This is a genomic window from Phycicoccus sp. DTK01, from assembly GCF_017312765.1.
Lineage (GTDB): Bacteria > Actinomycetota > Actinomycetes > Actinomycetales > Dermatophilaceae > Phycicoccus > Phycicoccus jejuensis.
In genome coordinates this window covers 387,749-407,294 of record NZ_BOPU01000002.1, presented here as the reverse complement: position 1 = coordinate 407,294, position 19,546 = coordinate 387,749, and the positions used below count along the sequence as shown (strand labels likewise).

The following is a 19,546-nucleotide window of genomic DNA, read 5'->3' as shown; positions in this document are numbered from 1 at the left end:
CGGGCGGGTCAGCGCGACCGCACGAGGGGCGCCAGCGCCTCGGCCATCATCGAGACGACCCCCGGCTCGTGGCCGTTGGCGACCATGTTGACGATGAGCCCGTCGACCCCGTGGTCGAGCACCCGCTCCTGCAGCTGCCCGGCCACCTCCTCGGGCGTGCCGGCGAACTGCCGGTCGGTCGCGGCGCGCCGCTGGTCCTCGTCCATCGCGTCGAGGTCGACGCCGCGGGCGGCGAGGAAGTCCCGGTGCAGGCGGCGCGCCGCGTCGCCGTCCTCGTCCATCATCACGAAGGCCAGGTAGCTGGTCTCGAGCGTCGAGCGCTCGCGCCCCTCCTCCTCGCACCGGGCCGCGAGCGCCTCGAGCTTGCGGGGGATCTCGGTCGCGTTGCAGATGAGGTTGAGGTGCGCCGCGTGGCGGGCCGCGTACCTGAACGTCTTCCGCTCTCCCCCACCGCCGAGGAGGATCGGCAGGTCGTCGCGCAGCCGCGGCTCGTTCATCGCCGACTCCGTGCGGTACCACTCGCCGGAGACCGTCGGCCGCTCGCCGCGCAGCATCGGCTCGATGATGGACAGCGCCTCCTCGAGCCGCTGGAAGCGGTCGGTGAAGGTGCCGAACTCGAAGCCCAGCTGCCGGTGCTCGAGCTCGAACCAGCCGGCGCCGAGGCCCAGCACCGCGCGTCCGCCGCTCACGAGGTCGAGGGTCGTCACCTCCTTCGCGAGCAGCGTCGGGTTGCGGTAGGTGTTGCCGGTGACGAGCGTCGAGAGCTGCACCCGCTCGGTGGCCGTCGCGAGCGCGCCGAGCAGCGTGTAGGCCTCGAGCATGGGCTGGTCCGGCTCGCCGATGCCGGGCAGCTGGTAGAAGTGGTCCATCACGAGGACCGCGTCGACGCCCGCGGCGTCCGCCTCCTGCGCCTGCTGGACCACGGTCGGCACGATGCGCGCGGGGTCGCCCCCGGGGTAGCTGAAGTTCGGGATCTGGTAGCCGAGGCGGATGCTCATCCTCGGGACGCTACGCCCGTCGAGGCCCCAGCGGGCGGCTCAGAACGGGGGTGACCCGGGCGGCGTCGAGCGGCGCCGCCGGGGGTGCGGCGCGAGCTCGACGACGAGCCGCCCCGGCGGCCGACCGCGGGGGCGGTGGACCCCGACCCGGCAGCCCCGCGAGGGCTGCGGCGGCCCGCCGTGCTCGAGCAGGTGCTCGAGCACGGAGTGGGGTGCGTCGCTCGGCGCCGCACCGGCCGAGCGCGCCGGCGGGTGGGCGTCGGACCCGGTGTCGGGCAGGACGACCGGCCGGTGGTCCAGCGGATGCGTGGTCCGGCGCCGACCGGTCGGGTCCACCCAGGTCGTCGTGGCGTCCGGGTGGAGGACGACCGACCATCCCGGCCGCTGCTTGGTGCGGTGGTGCCGCCGGCACAGGCACACGAGGTTGGGTGCCGTGGTGGGCCCGACGGGCCAGGGCACGACGTGGTCGAGGTCGCAGAACCGGGCGGCGACGTGGCACCCCGGGAAGCGGCAGCGCCCGTCCCGCGCCCGCACGAGCCGGGCGAGCCCGGCCCCCGGCCGGTAGCCGTCGGCACCGGGATCGTCGACCGGGACGAGGGCACCGCTCGAGGGGTCGACGACGACCCGCCCGAGGTGGTCGGGGCGGGAGGAGGTGGCGGCCACGGCACGCTCCAGCCAGTCGCGGGCGACGAGGACGGGCTCGCCGGGCGCAGCGCCGTGCACGGTCACGAGGTCGGTCGGCCGCGTGGCAACCGCCGACCCCGCCGGCCGGACCTCGCCGTCGGGGTCGCCGTCCGGGACGACGGTCACGACGTGGACCCGGAGGTCGATGGTCGCGCTGCCCGTCACGAGGTCGGTGAGCGCCCGGGCCCGTGCCCGGTCGATGCCCTCGCAGGTGCCGTCGGCGACGAGGCGCTGCGCGAGCGCGTCGATGGCGGCCCACGCCCGACAGGCCTCCTCGGAGGGGAAGGTGCCGAGCCAGGTGTCGGTGCCCGGCTCGTCGACCCACCGACGCAGCGACGACGCCGCTCGGGCCCGGGCCGCTCTCTGCCGCAACAGGTCCGGCGAGATGCGGGCCAGCACCCGCCGCACCCGACGGCGCAGGCGCGGCGCGTCCTCGACGCCGAGGTACGCGTCGACGGCCTCGAGCACGGTGGCGGCGACCTGCGCCGGGACCTCCTCGAGCTCGCGGGCGACGACGCCCGCGCGGTACCCGTCCAGGCGCCCCTGCGCCATGGCGAGGTGGAGCGCGCCGAGGCCGGTCGCCGTGTCGGTCCCGTCAGGGCCGTCGGCGGCGCGGCGGACGGCGTCGCGCACCCAGCGCTCGGCGTGGACGGCCGTCATCCCCAGCACCCCGGAGACGATCGACGGCGCGTCGAGCGAGACGTGGCCGGGCGCACGGTGGGTCTCGACGAGCTCGCCGGTCTCGAGGACGAGCGGCTCGATGGCCGCCAGGCGCACGGCCGCTTCGGCCTCGGCCGCCTCGACGACGTCGGCCAGGGCCCGGCGCTCCCCGAGGGCGGCGGCCCACTCCTCGCTCGAGCCGCGGGCGCCGGCCGGGGAGAGGACCGCGCCCACCACCTGCCGCGCCCTGCGGGCCGCCTCGGCGACCTCGCGCGGACCCGGTCGCGCCGTGGTCTGGGACTGCATCGGCTCCCCCTCCCCTCGTGCTCCCAGCCTACCGCCGCGGGGCCGTTCGAACAAGGGTTCGAGACAGCGAATTCGCCTGTCGGTCAGAGTTTTTGCTGGCGAGAAGGCGACGATGGGGACGCCTCATGCCCCCGCCGCGAGCTCCCAGCCGCCGTCGGTGACGCGCACGACACGGTCGGCCGCCCCGGCCCGCTCGCGCACGAGCTCGGCGTTGCGGTCGTCCACCGCCGCCACCCAGGCCGCGGCCTCCTCCGGCGTCTTGCCGAACTCGACGTGCCGGGCCAGCAGCCGGCGGCGCCGGACGGCGTCGTCCCCGTCGACGAACCAGACGGCGTCGAGGGCCTCGCGCGCCTCGCGCCAGTCCCCCTCCAGCAGCAGGTAGTTGCCCTCGGTGACGACGAGCCGCGTCCCGCCGCGCACGACGACCGCGCCGGCGATCGGCTGCTCCAGCACCCGCTCGAACCCCGGCGCGTAGACGTCGCGCTCGGGGTCCTCCCGCAGGCGGCGCAGCAGCGCCGCGTACCCGAGCGCGTCGAACGTGGCCGGGGCGCCCTTGCGGTCGCGCAGGCCGAGCCGCTCGAGCTGCACGTCCGCGAGGTGGTAGCCGTCCATCGGCACCTGGGCCACCCAGCCGTCCCCGTGCCGTCGGGCGAGCTCGGCGACGAGCGCCTCCGCGAGCGTCGACTTGCCCGCCCCCGGCACGCCGGCGACGCCGAGCAGCGCGCGTCCGTCACCGGCCGACCCGACCAGGGTCTCGGCGAGGTCGGCGAGCTCGCCGAGACCCTCGGGGGCGGTGTCGGACGGTCGGGGGCCGGCGCTCATCGGCCCATCATCGCGCGACGGCGGCGTGGGCCCGGTCCAGGCCCGCCGAGAGGAAGCCGTGCGCCTCCCGCGCGAGGTCGCTGCCGTCGGACCAGAGGTTGCGCCAGATGGCCAGGTCGTTGCTCAGCCCCGGGGCGAGCACGGCCGACGAGAACGACTCGAAGGTCACCGGGCCGCGGTACCCGATGTCGGCGAGGGCCCCGAAGAAGCCCTCGAAGTCGAGGTGGCCGGAGCCGAGGTAGCCGCGGTGGTTCTCGCCGACGTGGACGTAGCCGAGGCGGTCGCCGACCTCGCGCACGGGGTCGCTCATCGAGTCCTCCTCGATGTTCATGTGGTACGTGTCCAGGTGCACCACGACGTTGTCCGCGCCGATGTCGTCGGCGAGGCGTACCGCGTCGCGTGCGGTGTTGACGACGTTGGTCTCGTAGCGGTTGCACACCTCGAGCCCGAGCGTGACGCCCCGGGCGGCCGCGTCGACGGCGAGGTCCTTGAGGACGGCGACGACGTTGGCCCGGCCCTTCGCGGTGAGCGGCGCGGCCGCCTTGCCGAAGGCGCTGTACAGCGCACCGGTCAGGACGGTGCCGCCGATGTCGGCCGTCACCGCGAGCGACTCCTGGAGCAGCTCGGCGCCGCGGGAGACGACGGCCGGGTCCTCGCTCGAGACGTCGGCATCCGGCGCGAGCCCCCGCGAGCAGGCGGCCTGCAGCCCGTGGGCCTCGAGGGCCGCCCGGGTGGCGGCGCGGTCGAGGTTGACCGAGTCGTGCAGCGAGAACTCGAGGAGGTCGAAGCCGGTCGCGGCGGTGCGCTCGACGGCGGCGGCGACGGACTCCGGGGAGGTGTCACCGACCCAGACGAGGGCGTGGATGCCGAGGGGGTTCGCGGTCACGGGGTGGGTCCTTCCGTCGGGGAGGCCGCGCCGGCGGGCACGGCCTCGTGGTCGCCCGGGCGGGCGCCGGTGATGAGGCCGACGATCTCGTCGCCGTCGGTCTGCGCGGTGCGGCGGCCGGCGACGCAGCGCCCGGCCCGCATGACCCAGACGGCGTCGCTGAGCCGCAGCACCTGGGCGAAGTTGTGGCTGATGAGGACGATCGCGTGGCCCTGCCCGCGCAGGTCCTCGACGAGCCGCTCGACCTTGGCGGTCTCCTGGACGCCGAGGGCGGCCGTCGGCTCGTCCATGATGATGAGCTTCGAGGCGAACCCGGCGGCCCGGCAGATGGCCACCGCCTGCCGCTGCCCACCGCTGAGGCGCCGCACCCGCGAGCCGACCGCGGGGACGTTGACCGCGAGACCCGAGACCTTCTCGGCCGCGCCGGCGCGCATCGCCTTCCGGTCGAGGACGCGGAACGGCCCGACGCCGCGGGTCAGCTCGCGGTTGAGGTAGAGGTTCTGCCACACCGTGAGGTCCTCGACGAGCGCGAGGTTCTGGTGGACGGTCTCGATGCCCGCCTCGCGGGCGTCCTCGGGCGAGCGGAAGCCGGTGTCCGCGCCGTCGAACCGGATGGTGCCGGCGTCGGGCCGGTGGATCCCGCTGATGCAGCGGATGAGCGTGCTCTTGCCGGCGCCGTTGTCGCCGACGATCGCGGTGACCTCGCCGCGGCGGGCGTGCATCGTCACGTCGCGCAGCGCGCGGACCTGCCCGAACGAGAGGCTGACGTCGCGGACGTCGAGGAGCGCGTCGGCGGGGACGTCGTGGGCGAGGGGCGTCCCCGCGGTCTGGGTGCTGGTCACTTCTGGAACCTCGTGAGGAAGGCCGCCGCGACGACGACGACGCCGACGGACAGGGGCTGGTAGAACTGCGAGACCCCGAGCAGGGTCAGGCCGTTGACGAGCGCCGTGAGCAGGAGCGCGCCGATGACCGGCCCGAGCACCGTGGCCCGTCCGCCGAAGAGGCTGACCCCGCCGAGGACGACCGCCGCGACGCTGTTGAGCAGGAAGGCGGTGTTGGCCGCGGGCTCGGCGGCGCCGACGCGGGCCACGAGGAGCACGGCCCCGACCCCGGCGAGCAGGCCGGCGATGACGTAGACCGCCGTCTTGACCCGGGCGGTGCGCACGCCGGTGGCGTTGGCCGCCTCGGCGTTGCCCCCGGTCGCGAGCACGTGGGTGCCGAACCGCGTGTGGAAGAGGACCACGTGCGCGACGACGGCGATCGCCGCCGCGACGACCACCGAGTAGCCGATGATCCCGACCGACCCGGTCGACAGGCGCAGCAGCGGCGCGCTGATGATCGTCGCCGGCTTGCCGTCGGAGAGGACCAGGGCCAGCCCGGAGGCCGCAGAGAGCGACCCGAGGGTGACGATGAAGTCGGTGATCTTTCCGCGGGCGACGAGCAGACCGTTCGCGAGCCCGACGAGGCCGCCGGCGACGACGGCCGCGACGACCGCGGGCAGCAGGCCGGCGCCGGAGGTGAAGACGATCCCGAGGACGACGGCCGCGAGGGTCATCGTGGACGCGATCGAGAGGTCGATGCCGCTCGTCGCGACGACGAAGGTCTGGCCCACGGCGAGGACGACGAGGATCGCGGCCGCGACGAGCATCGACTGGATGTTGCCCGCGCTGAGGAAGGTCGGGTTGAGCGCCTGGAAGACGACGACGAGCACGACGAGCCCGACGAGCGCGGCCCAGTCGGCCCAGTTCGCGACGTCGCGCCAGCCGGTGCGGGGGCGGGGGCCCGCCTCGTCCGCCGGCGGGGCGGACGAGGGGGCGGTGGACGACGGGGCGGGGGTCACGGTCGGGGCCGTCACTTGAGGAGCTCCGCGAACGGGTCGTCGTACGCCTCGCCCGGCTTGGGGGCGGCCGAGAGCGCGGCGTCGACGGTGTCCTTGGTGACGACCTGGACCGGCGCGTCGACCTTCTCGGGCAGCGTCTTGCCCTTCATCGCGGCCTCGCAGGCCTCGAGGCCCATCTTGCCGACGACGTAGGGGAACTGGGCGACGACGGCGTCGATGCCGCCGCTCTTGATCGCCTCGAACGCGTCCTTGTTGCCGTCGACGCTGATGACCTTGATCTGCCCGGTCTTGCCGGCGTTGGCGATCGCGCGGGCGATGCCCAGGCCCATGTCGTCGTTGGCGGCGAAGAAGCCCTTGAGGTCGGGGTTGGCGCGCATGATGTCGGTCGCCTTGGTCAGCGCGGTCTGGCGGTCCCAGTCGGCGGCGACGGTCTGGACGATGCTGACGTTGGCCGGCTTGCCGGCGGTGAAGCCGTCGAGCCGCGCGCCGCTCGTGACGTCACCGGAGATCCCGCCGACGAGGGCGACCGCGCCGCCGTCCGGCAGGAGGGTGCCCATCTGCTTCCCGGCGAGCTGCCCGGCGGCGTTGTTGTCGGTGCCGATGTAGGTCGCGATCTTCGCGCCGGCGGCCTTGGCGGCGTCCGCCTCGACCGGGCTGTCGATGTTGACGATCGGGACGTCCTTGGCCGCGATCTGCGCGATGCCCTGGACGAGGTTGGTGCCGGAGATCGGGTTGACGACGAAGCACTTGTAGTCCTGGCCGGCGAGCCCGGTCAGCTTGTCGGCCTGGCCGCTGGTGTCGGTGATGGCGGCGGCGGCCTGGATCGTCACGTCGGTGCCGTCGGCGCTCGCCTGGTCCCGGATGCCCTTCTCCATCGTCTGGAAGAACGGGTTGTCCAGGCCCTTGATGACCGCGGCCACCTTGCCGGTGGTGGCGGCGGACGAGCCGTCGGAGCCGGAGCCCGAGGCGGTGGAGGAGCCGCCGCACGCGGTGAGCGCGAGACCGAGGCCTCCGACCGTGGCGACGAGGACGAGCTGGCGGGCGGCGGTGCGTGCACGGGCCATGGGGGAGCCTCTCTTCGTTGAGCGGGCCGGCGTGGGGGCGTCCGGCGACTTTTGACAGTTGATCACCTATTTATGACTTGTGTCAAGCAAAAAGATCCTGCACTCTGGTAGAAATGACCACGGCGCGACGAGGCCCCTCGTCGCCGGTCCCCCGGACCGGGCCCGTGAGCGACGGCAGGAGCAGCGATGTCCACGACGACCGAGCCCGCGGGCCCCGTGGCCCTCCTCGGTCGCCCGGTGCGCCCCGCGGCCGCCCCCGGCTCCCCCGGCCAGGTCCTCGCCCTCGTCCGGGCGCACGGCGAGCTGACCCGGGCCGAGCTCGTCGAGCTGACCGGCACCTCCCGCTCCACCGTCGCCGCGCGCCTCGACGCCCTCGTCGACGCCGGCCTGCTCGCCGAGGTGACCCCCGTCGCGACGACCAGGGGACGCCCCCCGACCCGCTTCCGCTTCCGCGAGGAGGGCGGCGTCCTCGCGCTCGCCGACGCGGGGGCCACCGGGGTCCGCGTCGCCGTCACCGACCTCGGCGGGCGCATCCTCGACCAGCAGCGGCACGACCTCCCCGTCGGGATCGGCCCCGAGCCCTGGCTCACCGAGGTCCTCGGACACCTCGACGATGCCCTGCGCCGCGTGGGCGTCACCCGGGCCGAGGTGCACGGCGTGGGCCTGGCCCTGCCCGGGCCGGTCGACGGGGATGCGGGCACGGTCGTCAGCCCGCCGATCATGACCGGCTGGGACCGCTTCCCCATCCGCGACTGGTTCGCCGAGCACCTGCCCTGCCCGGTCGTGGTCGAGAACGACGCCAACGCGATGGCCGTCGGCGAGCACCGCTCCGCCCACGCCGACCGCTCGTCGATGCTCCTGCTCAAGCTGGCGACCGGTGTCGGCGCGGGCCTGGTCATCGGCGGTTCGGTGTACCGCGGCTTCGACGGCGCCGCGGGCGACATCGGCCACATCCAGGTCACCGCGCCGGACGAGGGTCCGGCGCCCGCCTGCCGCTGCGGCAACACCGGGTGCATCGAGGCCTACGCCGGCGGCTGGGCGCTCATCCGCGACCTGCGCGCGGCCGGCCACGACGTCTCGTCCGTGCCCGAGGTCGTCGCGCTCGTCAAGGCCGGGGACCCGAGCGCCACCGCGCTGTCGCGGCGGGCGGGCCGCTTCATCGGGATCGCCCTGTCCGACGCCGTCAGCCTCCTCAACCCCGAGGTCGTCGTCATCGGGGGCGACCTCGCGGCCGCCGCCGACCACCTCTTCGCCGGGATCCGCGAGTCCGTCTACGCGCGTTCCCTCCCGCTGGCCACCCGCCGCCTGACGATCCTGCCCTCGACCCAGGGCGACCTCGCCGGGCTGCACGGGCTCGCCGCGGCCGTGGCCGACCGCCTCTACGCCCCCGAGCGGGTCGACGCGATCGTCGCCGCCGGCTGACGCCGCGCGGCGCGCACCGGGTCCGTCAGTACCCGGCCTCGTCGAGGGCCCGCTCGGTCAGCTCGCGGCCGAGCGCGATCATCTCGGACGCCCGGTGGAAGTCCATCGTCCGGCAGGCGTCCGAGGGCACCGAGACGAGCACGTCCGGCGGGTTGCTGGCCATCCGGTAGCGGGTGATGAGCGCCGCCATCGTGTCGAACGAGCGGTTGAAGATCTCCATCGACGCGAGGTCCTTGGGCGCCGAGGTGTAACCGGGCGCCGAGGGCGTCGCGGGGGAGCCGCCCTCGGTGACCGGCGCGACGTCCTCGGCGACGTCCTCGGCGACGTCCTCACGGGCCGGGGCGTCGGTCGTCGTGTCGTGCGACCCGCCCCCCATGAGCGCCGACACGCGGTGGGTCAGCGACCGGACCGACCCGGCCACCGTGCTCGTGACGCCCGGCGAGCGCACCGGCGCGACCGGCATCCCGGTGCTGTGCCCAGCCTGGAGGCTGACCGCGACGGTGAGGTCGGACATCACGGCAGCGGTCGGCTCGATGGGCACCGGGTTCATCAGGCCGCCGTCGACGAGCAGCCGGCCGTCGACGACGATCGGCGTCACGAGGCTCGGGATGGCGACCGACGCGCGGATCGCCGTGGCCATCGGCCCGCGCTGGAACCACACCTCGCGGCGGTGGTTGAGGTCGGTCGCGACGGCGGTGAAGGGGATGGCGCAGTCCTCGATGAGCGTGCCGTCGAGGATCTCGCCGACCTTGGCGAAGATCCGCTCGGCCCGGATCGCCCCTCCCCCACCGAGGTTCATGTCGAGCAGCCGCCACACGTCGTACTGCGTGAGGCCGGTGACCCACTCCGTGTAGGCGTCCAGGCGCCCGGCCGCGGCGAGGCCCCCGACGAGCGCGCCCATCGAGGTGCCCGCGACGGCGACCACCTCGAACCCGCGCTCCTCGATGACCTGCAGCGCGCCGATGTGCGCGTACCCGCGTGCTCCGCCGGCGCCGAGCGCCAGGGCGACCCGTCGACCCATGGCGTCAGGGTACGTCCGCGGCCGGTGGCACACTGGCGTGCCATGGTGCTCCGCATCGCAGCGCAGCCGCGGGGGTCGACGACGTGAACCTCGTGCTCGACCTGCTCGTCGTGGGCGCCGCCCTCGTGGTCTCCGCCGGACTGGGGTGGTGGCTGGTGCGGCTGCGCCGCGAGTACGTCACCGCGCAGCGCGAGATCGCCCGGCTCAAGGAGCTCGCCGTCCGCAAGGCCGACCAGGTGTCCGTGCTCAGCCACGAGATCCGCACCCCGCTCGCCCTCATCAAGGGGTCCGCGGACCTCCTGGTCGAAGAGACACCCGGTCCCCTGACCGACGTCCAGCGGCGGTTCGCCACGACGATCTCGACGAGCGCCGAGCACGTCATCGCCCTCGCCGAGGACCTCCTCGCCCAGGCGCGTATCGAGGCCGGGCTCTTCGAGGTCCACCTGCGCCCGGTCGAGCTGCGCGCCTACCTGCGCTCCGTGGTCCGCGAGCTGCGCCTGGTCCACGACCGCGACATCGTCCTCGACACGCCCGGACCACCGGCGCGGGTGCTCCTCGACCCGCAGCTGGTGCACCAGCTCCTGAGCAACCTCGTGGCCAACAGCCTCCGGCACGACCCCGACCCGGTCAACCGCGTCACCGTCCGGGGGTACGTCGCGGACCCCGACGTCGTCATCGCCATCAGCGACCGCGGCCGTGGGATGACCGAGGAGCAGCGCGCCGTGCTCTTCGAGCGCTTCCGCAGCAGCGCCGCGCTCGGGGAGGGCACGGGCATCGGCCTCTACATCTCGCGCCACATCGTCGAGCTGCACGGCGGCTCCATCCACGTCGACACCATCGCCCAGCACGGCACGACGATGCTCGTCACCTTCCCTGCCGGCGGTGCGGCATGAGCACGGCCTCCACCGAGCGGCCGCTGGCGCTCGTCGTCGACGACGAGCCGTCGATGCGCGACATCGTCACCTTCGCGCTCGAGACCCAGGACTTCGAGACCTGCACGGCCGGCTCCGCCGAGGCCGCGTGGGCGCTGCTGCAGCGGCGATCGGTCGACCTCGTCGTGCTCGACGTCATGCTGCCGGGCCTGTCCGGGGTCGAGCTCTGCCGACGGATCGCGCAGACCACCGGCATCCCGGTCATCCTGCTCACCGCCCTCGGCGAGACCTCCCGGCGGATCGCCGGCCTCGAGGCCGGCGCCGCCGACTACGTGGCCAAGCCGTTCCACCCTCGCGAGCTCGCCCTGCGCGCGGCCGGTCTCGTCCGACGCTCCCCCCTCGGTGACGGGCAGCTGACGCACGGGCCGCTGACGGTCAACCTCCGCTCCGCCACGGCCTGGGTCGCCGGCCGCCGCGTCGACCTGACCAACCACGAGTTCCGCCTCGTCGCCGCCTTCGCGGGCAGTCCCGGTGAGACCCTGCCGTTCCGCCGGCTGCTCCTCACCGGATGGGGCGACCCCGACCTGCCGGGAGGCCGCGAGCTGCTCAAGACCGCCGTGTACCGGCTGCGGATGAAGCTCGGCACGGCCTCCCGGGGGGCCGACGCGATGATCCGCAGCGTGCGCGGGGTGGGCTACGCGTTCGACCCGGACGCAGCCGAGGGCGAGGAGGCCACGGTCACAGAACCGTGACCGAGCCGGGGCGGTCGGTGACCGATCGGCGGTGCCGCGACGCCTAGCGTCGCAGCGAACGTCCGGGAACACGACAAAGGAGCCGCACATGTCCCGCCAACGCCTCGCCCCCAGCCTGCTCGCCGTCCCCCTCGGTCTGGCGGCCGTCCTCTCCGGGTGCGCCGTCGACGACACCGCGTCCGGGTCCGGAGGTTCGGGTGGGGGCAGCGGGACCGTCGTCATCGCCTGCACCCCGCAGGAGGAGCAGTGCCAGGCGATGGCCGCGGCCTTCACGAAGAGCAGCGGCATCAAGGCGACCTACGTGCGGATGAGCTCCGGTGAGGGCGTGGCGCGGCTGGACTCGGCGAAGAGCAAGCCGGAGTTCGACGTCCTGTACGGCGGGCCCTCCGACGGGCACGTCGCGGCGTCCAAGGCCGGTCTCACGGAGAAGTACGTCTCCCCGGAGGCCGCAGCCATCCCCGACCAGTACAAGGCCGCCGACGGCACCTGGACCGGTACCTACGTGGGTGCGCTCGGGTTCTGCTCGAACAAGGACGTCCTCGCCGAGCTCGGCGTGGCGGCGCCCACCTCATGGGAGGACCTGCTCGACCCCCGGCTGAAGAAGAACGTGGCGATCGCCCACCCGTCGACCTCCGGCACGTCGTACACCGCCGTCTGGACCCAGATGGTCCTCAACGGGATGGACGAGGCCAAGACCTTCGACTACCTCACCAAGCTGCACCAGAACGTCCTGCAGTACTCCAAGAGCGGCTCGGCCCCCGGGCAGATGGCCGGACGCGGTGAGGTCGCCGTCGGTGTGGTCTTCAGCCACGACTGCGTGAAGTACCAGAAGGAGGGTTTCGACATGCTCGAGAACACCTTCCCCTCCGAGGGCACCGGCTACGAGGTCGGCGCGGTCTCCCTCGTCAAGAACGGACCGAACGCCGAGAACGGCAAGAAGTTCATCGACTGGACCCTCACCCCGGAGCACCAGGACATCGGTCCGACGGTGGGCAGCTTCCAGATCCCGACCAACCCCGACGCCAAGGTCACCGACGAGATGGTCAAGCTCGACGAGGTGACCCTGGTCGAGTACGACGCCGAGGCGGCCGGCGAGCGCAAGAAGGAGATCACGGCGAAGTTCGACGCCGAGGTCGCCCCGCAGCCGAAGGAGTGACGCCCGTGCTCCTCCCCCAGCCCGCGGGTGGCCGGCCATGACGACCACCCTCCTCCCCGGGGCCGCCACACCTGCCGACGCCCCGGCGCCCTCCGGCCGCCGCCGGCCGCGGCCCCGCTCCGGGCGCGACCTCACCCTCGTCGCGACGGTCACCGTCGTGGCCGTCGTCCTCGTGGCCATCGTCGGGCTGCCGCTGCTGCGCATCCTCCTCGCCGCGTTCTCCGAGGAGGGCTGGGGCATCGTCAGCTCGATGCTCACCGACCCGGTGAACCGCCGGATCCTGTGGAACACGGTGCAGCTCGGCGTCATCGTGTCGGTCGTCGGCACGCTCGTCGGCTTCGTCATGGCCTACGCCCAGGTGCGCCTGGACTTCCGTGGGAAACGGCTGATGCACCTGATCGCGCTCATGCCGATCGTCTCGCCGCCGTTCGCGGTCGCCACCGCGGCCATCACCCTCTTCGGGCGCAACGGGATCATCAGCAGCGACCTCCTCGGCCTCGACGTCGACATCTACGGCCTCGGCGGGCTCGTGCTGGTCCTGTCCATGTCGTTCTTCCCCGTCGCGTACATGAACCTCAAGGGGATGCTCGAGAGCCTCGACCCCTCGCTCGACGAGGCGGCCGCGCTCCTCGGCGCGAGCAAGGCCAAGGTCTTCCGCACGGTGACCCTGCCGATGCTCGTCCCCGGCATCGCCGGCTCGGTGCTGCTGCTCTTCGTCGAGTCGATCGCCGACCTGGCCAACCCGCTCGTCCTCGGCGGCGACTACACGGTGCTCGCCTCGCGGGCCTACCTCGCCGTCACCGGGGAGTACAACGTCGCCGGCGGGGCCGCGTACTCGCTCGTCCTGCTCGTCCCCGCCCTCAGCGTCTTCCTCGTGCAGCGCTACTGGGTCGGGCGACAGAACGTCGTGAGCGTCACCGGCAAGCCGACCGGCACCCCCGAGCTCGTCCGCACCCCGGTGCTGCGGGTGCCGATCCTCACCGCCGCGGTCCTCGTCTGCCTGCTCATCGTCACGATGTACTCGACGGTCGTGGTCGGCGGTTTCGTCAAGATCTTCGGGGTCAACAACGAGCCCACGCTGTCGCACTACCGCTTCGTCCTCGCGGGCATCGGGTCGGACGCGATGTTCACGACGACCCTGCTCGCCCTCGTGGCCACCCCGCTGGCGGGCATCCTCGGGATGCTCATCGCCTGGCTCGTCGTGCGCAAGCTGCGGCGGACCTCCGGGCTCATGGACTTCGTCGGCATGCTCGGGCTGTCGGTCCCGGGCACCGTGCTGGGCATCGGGTACGCCATCGCCTTCAACACGCCGACCGTCTTCGCGAACCGGCAGTGGTTCCCGGCCGTCGCCGGCGGGTCGGCGATCTTCGGCGGGGCGATGGCCATCGTCATGGTCTTCGTCGCCCGCTCGCTGCCCTCCGGCCAACGTTCGGGGATCTCGGCCCTCCAGCAGATCAACCCGGCCATCGACGAGGCCTCCACGAGCCTCGGGGCGGACAGCCTGACGACCTTCCGCAAGGTCACGCTGCCGCTCATCCGACCAGCGCTGCTCTCCGGCCTGACGTACGCGTTCGCCCGGTCGATGACCACCCTGTCGCCGATCGTCTTCATCACCACCCCGCAGACCAAGATCATGACCTCGCAGATCCTCGCCGAGGTCGACGCGGGCCGGTTCGGCAACGCCTTCGCCTACTGCGCGATCCTCATCGTCATCGTGCTGTCGGTCATCGGCCTGCTCAACCTCGCCCTCCTCCATCCGTCCCTGCGCGGCGTCGACCGCCGGTGAGCAGCACCAGGAGCCCCATGTCCCAGCACACCGAGTCCGTCGCCCTCGTCACCGACGAGCGCGCCGCGGACGCCCTTCCCGCCGCCACCCCCGGGCGCCTGGACCTGCGCCGCCTGCGCAAGGTCTACGGGACCGACCGGAGCGCCGTCCCGGCGGTCCGCGACATCGACCTCGAGATCCATCCCGGCGAGTTCCTCACGCTGCTCGGCCCCTCCGGCTGCGGGAAGACGACGACCCTGCGGATGATCGCCGGTTTCGAGACGCCGACGGCCGGCGACCTGCTCCTGGACGGCGACGCCATCACCGGCGTGGCCCCGAACCACCGTCCGATGGCCATGGTCTTCCAGTCCTACGCCCTCTTCCCGCACCTGTCGGTCTTCGACAACGTCGCGTACGGGCTGCGGCTGAAGAAGCTGCCGTCGGCGCGGGTACGGGAAGAGGTCGAGACGGTGCTGACCTCGATGAACCTCGCGCCGTACGCCGACCGGGCGCCCCACCAGCTCTCCGGCGGCCAGCAGCAGCGGGTGGCCCTCGCCCGGGCCCTCGTGATGCGGCCCAAGGTCCTGCTCTTCGACGAGCCGTTGTCCAACCTCGACGCCAAGCTCCGGGTCCAGATGCGCGGCGAGATCCGGCGCCTGCAGCGTCGGCTCGGGATCACGACGATCTTCGTGACCCACGACCAGGACGAGGCGATGACGATGTCGGACCGCATCGTCGTGATGAACGTCGGGGTCATCGAGCAGGTCGACACCCCCGGGGAGATCTATCGTCACCCCGCCTCCGTCTTCGTGGCTGACTTCATCGGCCGCGCCAACTTCCTCGACGCCGCCGTGCGCGAGGTCGGACCCGACGTCGCCCACATCACCGTCCTCGGCCGGGACTGGACCGTGCCCCGTCACCCCGGTGCCACCGGGGAGACCGTGCCGACCCTCCTCGTGCGGCCCGAGTCGGTGCGGTTGCGACCGACCGACGCCACGACCATCGGCGGCGCGGCCGGTCGGATGCTCTCCTCGATGTTCTACGGCCAGTCCGTCGAGTACGAGATCGAGACCGAGGCGGGCAACATCGTCGCCTCGGTGGCCGACCCCCACGAGGACCAGACCTTCGAGCCGGGCGAGCTCGTCGACGTGTCGTTCGAGGCGGCCCGGACGTGGCTGCTCCCCGTGCCCGGCACCGACGCCCCGTGAGCGCCCGCACCGTCGAGCCGAGCGCAGAGGCGCTGTCCGCCTCCCAGCGCCTGCGTGGCATCGCCACTCGGGCCGCGACGGCCAGCGCGCACCACCTCACGGCGGCCTTCCGGTCACCGATGCTGGTGCAGCGCAAGGGCAGCGCCCACGACCTGGTCACCGAGCACGACGTCGCGTCCGAGGCGATCATCCGCGACGCCATCCTCCGGGAGGAACCCGACAGCACGGTGCTGGGCGAGGAGGGCGGCGCGGTCGGGGACGGCCGGGTGGTGTGGCACGTCGACCCGATCGACGGCACCGTCAACTTCGCGCACGGCATCGCCTTCTGGTGCGTGTCGGTCGCAGCCGCCGTCGACGGCGAGGTCGTGGCCGGGGTGGTCCTCGACCCCGTCGGTGGGCACGAGTTCGCCGCGGACCTCGGCGGGGCGTGGCTCGACGGGGCCGCGCTCACCCCCCGGGCCTCGCGCACCGAGACGGCGGCCGCCGTCGTCAGCAGCTTCCCCGGCGCGGTGGACCTCGCCTCCCACGGCGAGGCCGCCCTCGAGGCCACCGAGGCCCTGGTGCACGGCTTCGCCACGACCCGGGCGATGGGGAGCGGGGCACTCGGCCTCGCGCACGTCGCCGCGGGCTGGGCCGACGCCACCTTCGACCTGCACACCCACCCCTGGGACGTCGCGGCGGGAAGCCTCCTCGTGCGACGCTCCGGCGGGCGGTACGTCGGGTTCGTCGACGGCCGGCCGGACGAGGATCCTTGCTCCCTGCACCTGGCGCCGGCCTACTACGCCACCGGGCCGGGTGCGGACTACCCGACGCTCGACGCCGTCGTCCGGCGGCTTTCCGCGATCGGGGCAGCGGCAGGCGGCTAGGCTCGCACGTGGGAGGAGGAACCCCCATGGACGACGCCCGCGCGGCCCGACGCACCCCACCGGCCGACCCCGCCCTCCTGCCCCCCGGCCCGCGGCTGCCCCGGCTGGTCCAGAGCGTCGGGATGATGCGCTTCCGCCACCGCTGGGTGCCCTGGCTGCACCGCCGGTACGGGGAGGTCGTGACCGTCCGGCTCTTCCCGCGTGGCCGGAACATCGTCCTCGTCAGCGAGCCCGACGCCGTCCGCGACGTCTTCGCCGGCGACCCCGCCACCTTCCGGGCCGGCGAGGCCAACGCCATCCTCGGGCCGGTCATGGGCGAGCACTCGGTCCTGCTCGTCGACGGCGAGGAGCACCGGCGCGTCCGCCGCCTCCTCACGCCGGCCTTCTCCGGGCGGGCGCTGCGCGGGTACGCCGACCTCGTGACGGGCCTGGCCAAGACCGAGGTCGGCGCGTGGGCCCCCGGCGTCCCGTTCGCCGTTCTCGACCGGATGAACGCCCTGACGCTCGAGGCCATCCTCCGGGTGGTCTTCGGGGTCACCGACGAGAGCCGGCTCGCGCGGCTGCGGCCGCTGGTCCGCGAGCTCGTCGACGTCAGCCCGCTCGTGTTCCTCGGCTGGGCGATCCCCCGGCTGCGCCGGGTCGGGATGTGGCGGAGGGCGGTCGAGCGCACCCGCGCCCTCGACGCCCTGCTCCACGAGGAGATCGCCGAGCGGCGCACGAGCCCCGACCTCGCCCTGCGCACCGACGTGCTCTCGACGCTGCTGCGCGTCGAGGTCGACGGCGAGCGCCTGACCGACGCCGAGCTGCGCGACCAGCTCGTCACCCTGCTCCTCGCCGGCCACGAGACGACGGCCACCGCGCTGGCCTGGACCCTCCACGAGATCGGCGTGCACCCGGGGCTGCGGGCGCGCGCCCGCGAGGCGGCCCGCACCGGGGACGACGACCTGCTCGAGGCCTTCGTCAAGGAGGCGATGCGGCTGCATCCGGTCATCCCGATGGTCGTCCGTGTGCTGCGCGAGCCGGCGCGCATCGGGGGCGTCGACCTGCCGGCCGGCGCGACCGTCGGCGCGTCGGTGATCCTCGCGCACCGGCGCACGGCGAGCCATCCCGACCCGGCGGCGTTCCGTCCCGACCGGTTCGTCGGCGGCCAGCCCGCGCCGCACACGTGGATCCCCTTCGGCGGCGGCGCCCGCCGGTGCATCGGGGCGTCGTTCTCGCTGATGGAGGCCGTCGCGGTGCTGCGCGAGGTGCTCGTCGCGTACGACGTCGAGTCGGTGGCCCCGGAGGGTCCGCGGGTGCGGAACATCACGAGCGTCCCGCGACACGGCGCACGGATCACGGTGCGCTGAGCCCCGCCCCGGGCCAAAGGTGCGAAGGTCCCACGCGGGGACCCTGCCGTCGAGGACGATGGGAGCGTGAAGGGAGGCGCCATGACGACACGACGCCGCACACCGACCGTCCGCACCCTCGGCGTGGGGGTGAGCGTGCTCGCGCTGGCCGCCGTCGCGGGCTGCTCCTCCGGCCCGGACGACCCGTCTCCCACGTCGTCCTCGGCCGCCCCGCCGGCGAGCACCTCGTCCTCCCCCACGGACTCCGCCTCGGCGAGCAGCTCGCCGTCCGAGAGCTCCTCGCCGAGCGCATCCGCCTCGCTTCCCGCCGGGTTCTCGCTCGACGAGCAGTCGACCGCCGACTGGCCCGCCCTCGGCGGACGGGTCGGCATCGGCATCGAGTCGCGCGTCGGCGGCCACGGCTCCTACGACCGCGTCGTCTACCAGTTCGCCCGCGACGGGGCGCCGAGCTACCGCGTCCACTACGTCGACGAGCCGATCCAGGACGGCAGCGGCGAGCGCAAGGACGTGGCCGGGGACGTCTGGCTCGAGGTGCTCGTCTCGACCGTCGACATGCCCGGCGAGTCGGCCCCGACCGCCGACGACCCCCTGCCGGAGACGTTGGAGGGCACCGGGATCGCGGCCGCGCCGGCCATCTGGGGCGGCTTCGAGGGTGTCGGGCAGTCGTTCATCGGCCTGACCGGCGGCCAGCGGCCGTTCAAGGTCTCGGTGCTGTCGAACCCGACGCGGCTCGTCGTCGACGTCGCCCGCTGAGGGGGCGGGTCACGGTGGCGCGCCGCGGCGCGCCACCCCGATGCGTCAGAGGTCGAGGTCCTGGTGCCAGGACTGCGTCCGGTAGTCGGTGACCCAGCCCATCGAGGAGTAGAGGCCGTCCGCCCCCGTCGGGCTGTCGGCGTCGACCTCGAGCCCGACCCGGTTGCGGCCCCGGCGCGCCGCGTCGCCGATGACCTGGTGCAGGAGCGCCTTGGCCACGCCGCGGCCGCGCGCGTCGCGGTGCACCCCGATGTAGTCGACGTAGCTGCCGGGGATGCCGTCGGCGTCCGGGCGCAGCACCGACGAGACGACGGCACCGGCCGGCACCGGCCCGTCCGGACCCTCGACCGTGGCGAGCCACCAGTGGTCCCAGCGGTGCCCCGGGTCCTCGCGCAGCCGCATGACGAACTCGGGGAAGCTCTCGCGGTAGGAGCTGAAGTGGTCCTGGAAGGACTCCTCGAGCACCCGGTGCACGGCCTGCAGGTCCTGGGCGAGCGGCAGGCCGTCGTCGTGGCGGTCGACCGGACGCACGGTGACGCCCTCGCGCGGCCCGGGCAGGCTGCTCGCCTCCTCGGAGGACACGGGGCGGGTCATCTGCAGCCAGGTCCGCGTGTGCCGGTAGCCGGCCGCGGCGAGCCAGCGCTGCTGGCGGGGGTCGTCGGCGTAGGCGCCGGAGTCGAGCAGCGTCGTGCGCAGCCCGCGCATCCGGCCGATGTCGCGGGCGTAGCGCTCGCCGGCGGCGAACAGGTGGCCGGCCAGCTCGTCGGCCGCGTCGTGGTCGGGCGCGACGGTGACCTCGACGAGCGTGCGACCCGCGGCCCGGTCGTGCACCGACAGCCAGGCGAGCAGCCGGCCGTCGCCGTCCTCGACGAGCACCTGGCGACGTGTCCACGAGCCGGTGCCGGCCAGCTGGACGACGACCGCCTCCGGGTCGGCGCCGGCGGAGCCCTTGGCCGCCTGCTGGTGCGCGGCGAGGAGGGCGGTGACGGCGGGCGCGTCGTCCGCCTCCGGCCGTCGGGTGAGGTAGTGCTCGGGCAGTCCGTCGATCGTCACCTCGGCGTGGCTCATCCCCCCACTCTCCCATCCCCCCGGTCCTAGGCTGAGGGGCCGCCGAGCGAGGGA

The 19,546-nt window shown here is 73.8% G+C and carries 18 protein-coding genes; 9 read left to right on the top strand and 9 right to left on the bottom strand.

All coding sequences use genetic code 11. The annotated features are described in order from the left end of the window. Positions 1-8 precede the first annotated feature (8 nt). The 7 genes from J3473_RS05675 to J3473_RS05645 form a co-directional block, all read right to left on the bottom strand. A complete protein-coding gene (locus J3473_RS05675; protein WP_207022281.1) occupies positions 9-998 on the bottom strand; it encodes an LLM class F420-dependent oxidoreductase in 990 nt (329 codons plus the stop codon). A 39-nt stretch (positions 999-1,037) separates the two neighbouring features. After that, positions 1,038-2,648 carry an HNH endonuclease signature motif containing protein gene (locus J3473_RS05670; protein WP_207022280.1) on the bottom strand — a complete coding sequence of 537 codons (1,611 nt, stop codon included), beginning with the start codon at positions 2,646-2,648 and terminating at the stop codon, positions 1,038-1,040. 123 nt (positions 2,649-2,771) lie between these two features. After that, positions 2,772-3,470 (bottom strand): nucleoside/nucleotide kinase family protein, encoded by a 699-nt coding sequence (locus J3473_RS05665; RefSeq protein WP_207022279.1) that lies wholly within the window; start codon positions 3,468-3,470, stop codon positions 2,772-2,774. A gap of 7 nt (positions 3,471-3,477) precedes the next feature. After that, positions 3,478-4,356: a sugar phosphate isomerase/epimerase gene (locus tag J3473_RS05660; RefSeq protein WP_207022278.1), complete on the bottom strand. Its 879-nt coding sequence runs from the start codon at positions 4,354-4,356 to the stop codon at positions 3,478-3,480. After that, positions 4,353-5,198, bottom strand: a complete 846-nt coding sequence (locus J3473_RS05655) for an ATP-binding cassette domain-containing protein (protein ID WP_051749993.1) — start codon at positions 5,196-5,198, stop codon at positions 4,353-4,355. Before J3473_RS05655 ends, J3473_RS05660 begins: the two co-directional genes overlap by 4 nt. Continuing rightward, the gene (locus J3473_RS05650; protein ID WP_207022277.1) at positions 5,195-6,196 is read right to left on the bottom strand and encodes an ABC transporter permease; all 1,002 of its coding nucleotides are present in this window, start codon (positions 6,194-6,196) and stop codon (positions 5,195-5,197) included. The genes J3473_RS05655 and J3473_RS05650 overlap by 4 nt, the downstream gene beginning before the upstream one ends. Before the next feature lie 11 nt (positions 6,197-6,207). Further along, positions 6,208-7,260, bottom strand: a complete 1,053-nt coding sequence (locus tag J3473_RS05645) for a substrate-binding domain-containing protein (protein ID WP_207022276.1) — start codon at positions 7,258-7,260, stop codon at positions 6,208-6,210. 186 nt (positions 7,261-7,446) lie between these two features. On the opposite strand from J3473_RS05645, the gene J3473_RS05640 reads away from it, so the two are divergent. After that, on the top strand, positions 7,447-8,682 hold the full coding sequence (locus J3473_RS05640; RefSeq protein ID WP_207022275.1) for an ROK family transcriptional regulator: 1,236 nt from the start codon (positions 7,447-7,449) through the stop codon (positions 8,680-8,682). Positions 8,683-8,707: 25 nt separating this feature from the next. Here the strand turns inward: J3473_RS05640 and J3473_RS05635 are convergent, their stop codons facing one another. After that, the gene (locus J3473_RS05635) at positions 8,708-9,703 is read right to left on the bottom strand and encodes a patatin-like phospholipase family protein (protein WP_207022274.1); all 996 of its coding nucleotides are present in this window, start codon (positions 9,701-9,703) and stop codon (positions 8,708-8,710) included. A gap of 83 nt (positions 9,704-9,786) precedes the next feature. On the opposite strand from J3473_RS05635, the gene J3473_RS05630 reads away from it, so the two are divergent. The 8 genes from J3473_RS05630 to J3473_RS05595 all read left to right on the top strand — a co-directional run bounded on the left by J3473_RS05630 (position 9,787) and on the right by J3473_RS05595 (position 18,424). Continuing rightward, a complete protein-coding gene (locus J3473_RS05630) occupies positions 9,787-10,596 on the top strand; it encodes a sensor histidine kinase KdpD (protein WP_207022273.1) in 810 nt (269 codons plus the stop codon). Continuing rightward, entirely contained in the window at positions 10,593-11,327 is a 735-nt protein-coding gene (locus J3473_RS05625) for a response regulator transcription factor (protein ID WP_207022272.1), read from the top strand. Before J3473_RS05630 ends, J3473_RS05625 begins: the two co-directional genes overlap by 4 nt. A gap of 88 nt (positions 11,328-11,415) precedes the next feature. Further along, positions 11,416-12,483, top strand: a complete 1,068-nt coding sequence (locus tag J3473_RS05620; protein ID WP_207022271.1) for an ABC transporter substrate-binding protein — start codon at positions 11,416-11,418, stop codon at positions 12,481-12,483. A 37-nt stretch (positions 12,484-12,520) separates the two neighbouring features. Further along, positions 12,521-14,269 carry an iron ABC transporter permease gene (locus J3473_RS05615; RefSeq protein ID WP_207022270.1) on the top strand — a complete coding sequence of 583 codons (1,749 nt, stop codon included), beginning with the start codon at positions 12,521-12,523 and terminating at the stop codon, positions 14,267-14,269. Positions 14,270-14,286: 17 nt separating this feature from the next. Then, a complete protein-coding gene (locus J3473_RS05610) occupies positions 14,287-15,456 on the top strand; it encodes an ABC transporter ATP-binding protein (RefSeq protein WP_207022269.1) in 1,170 nt (389 codons plus the stop codon). Beyond that, positions 15,453-16,322, top strand: coding sequence for an inositol monophosphatase (locus tag J3473_RS05605; RefSeq protein WP_242525708.1), 870 nt, complete (start codon positions 15,453-15,455; stop codon positions 16,320-16,322). Before J3473_RS05610 ends, J3473_RS05605 begins: the two co-directional genes overlap by 4 nt. Before the next feature lie 26 nt (positions 16,323-16,348). Beyond that, positions 16,349-17,671 carry a cytochrome P450 gene (locus J3473_RS05600; protein WP_207022268.1) on the top strand — a complete coding sequence of 441 codons (1,323 nt, stop codon included), beginning with the start codon at positions 16,349-16,351 and terminating at the stop codon, positions 17,669-17,671. Between the two features lie 81 nt (positions 17,672-17,752). Beyond that, positions 17,753-18,424, top strand: coding sequence for a hypothetical protein (locus J3473_RS05595; protein ID WP_207022267.1), 672 nt, complete (start codon positions 17,753-17,755; stop codon positions 18,422-18,424). Positions 18,425-18,469: 45 nt separating this feature from the next. Here the strand turns inward: J3473_RS05595 and J3473_RS05590 are convergent, their stop codons facing one another. Further along, a complete protein-coding gene (locus tag J3473_RS05590; RefSeq protein WP_030526373.1) occupies positions 18,470-19,492 on the bottom strand; it encodes a GNAT family N-acetyltransferase in 1,023 nt (340 codons plus the stop codon). Positions 19,493-19,546 lie beyond the last annotated feature (54 nt).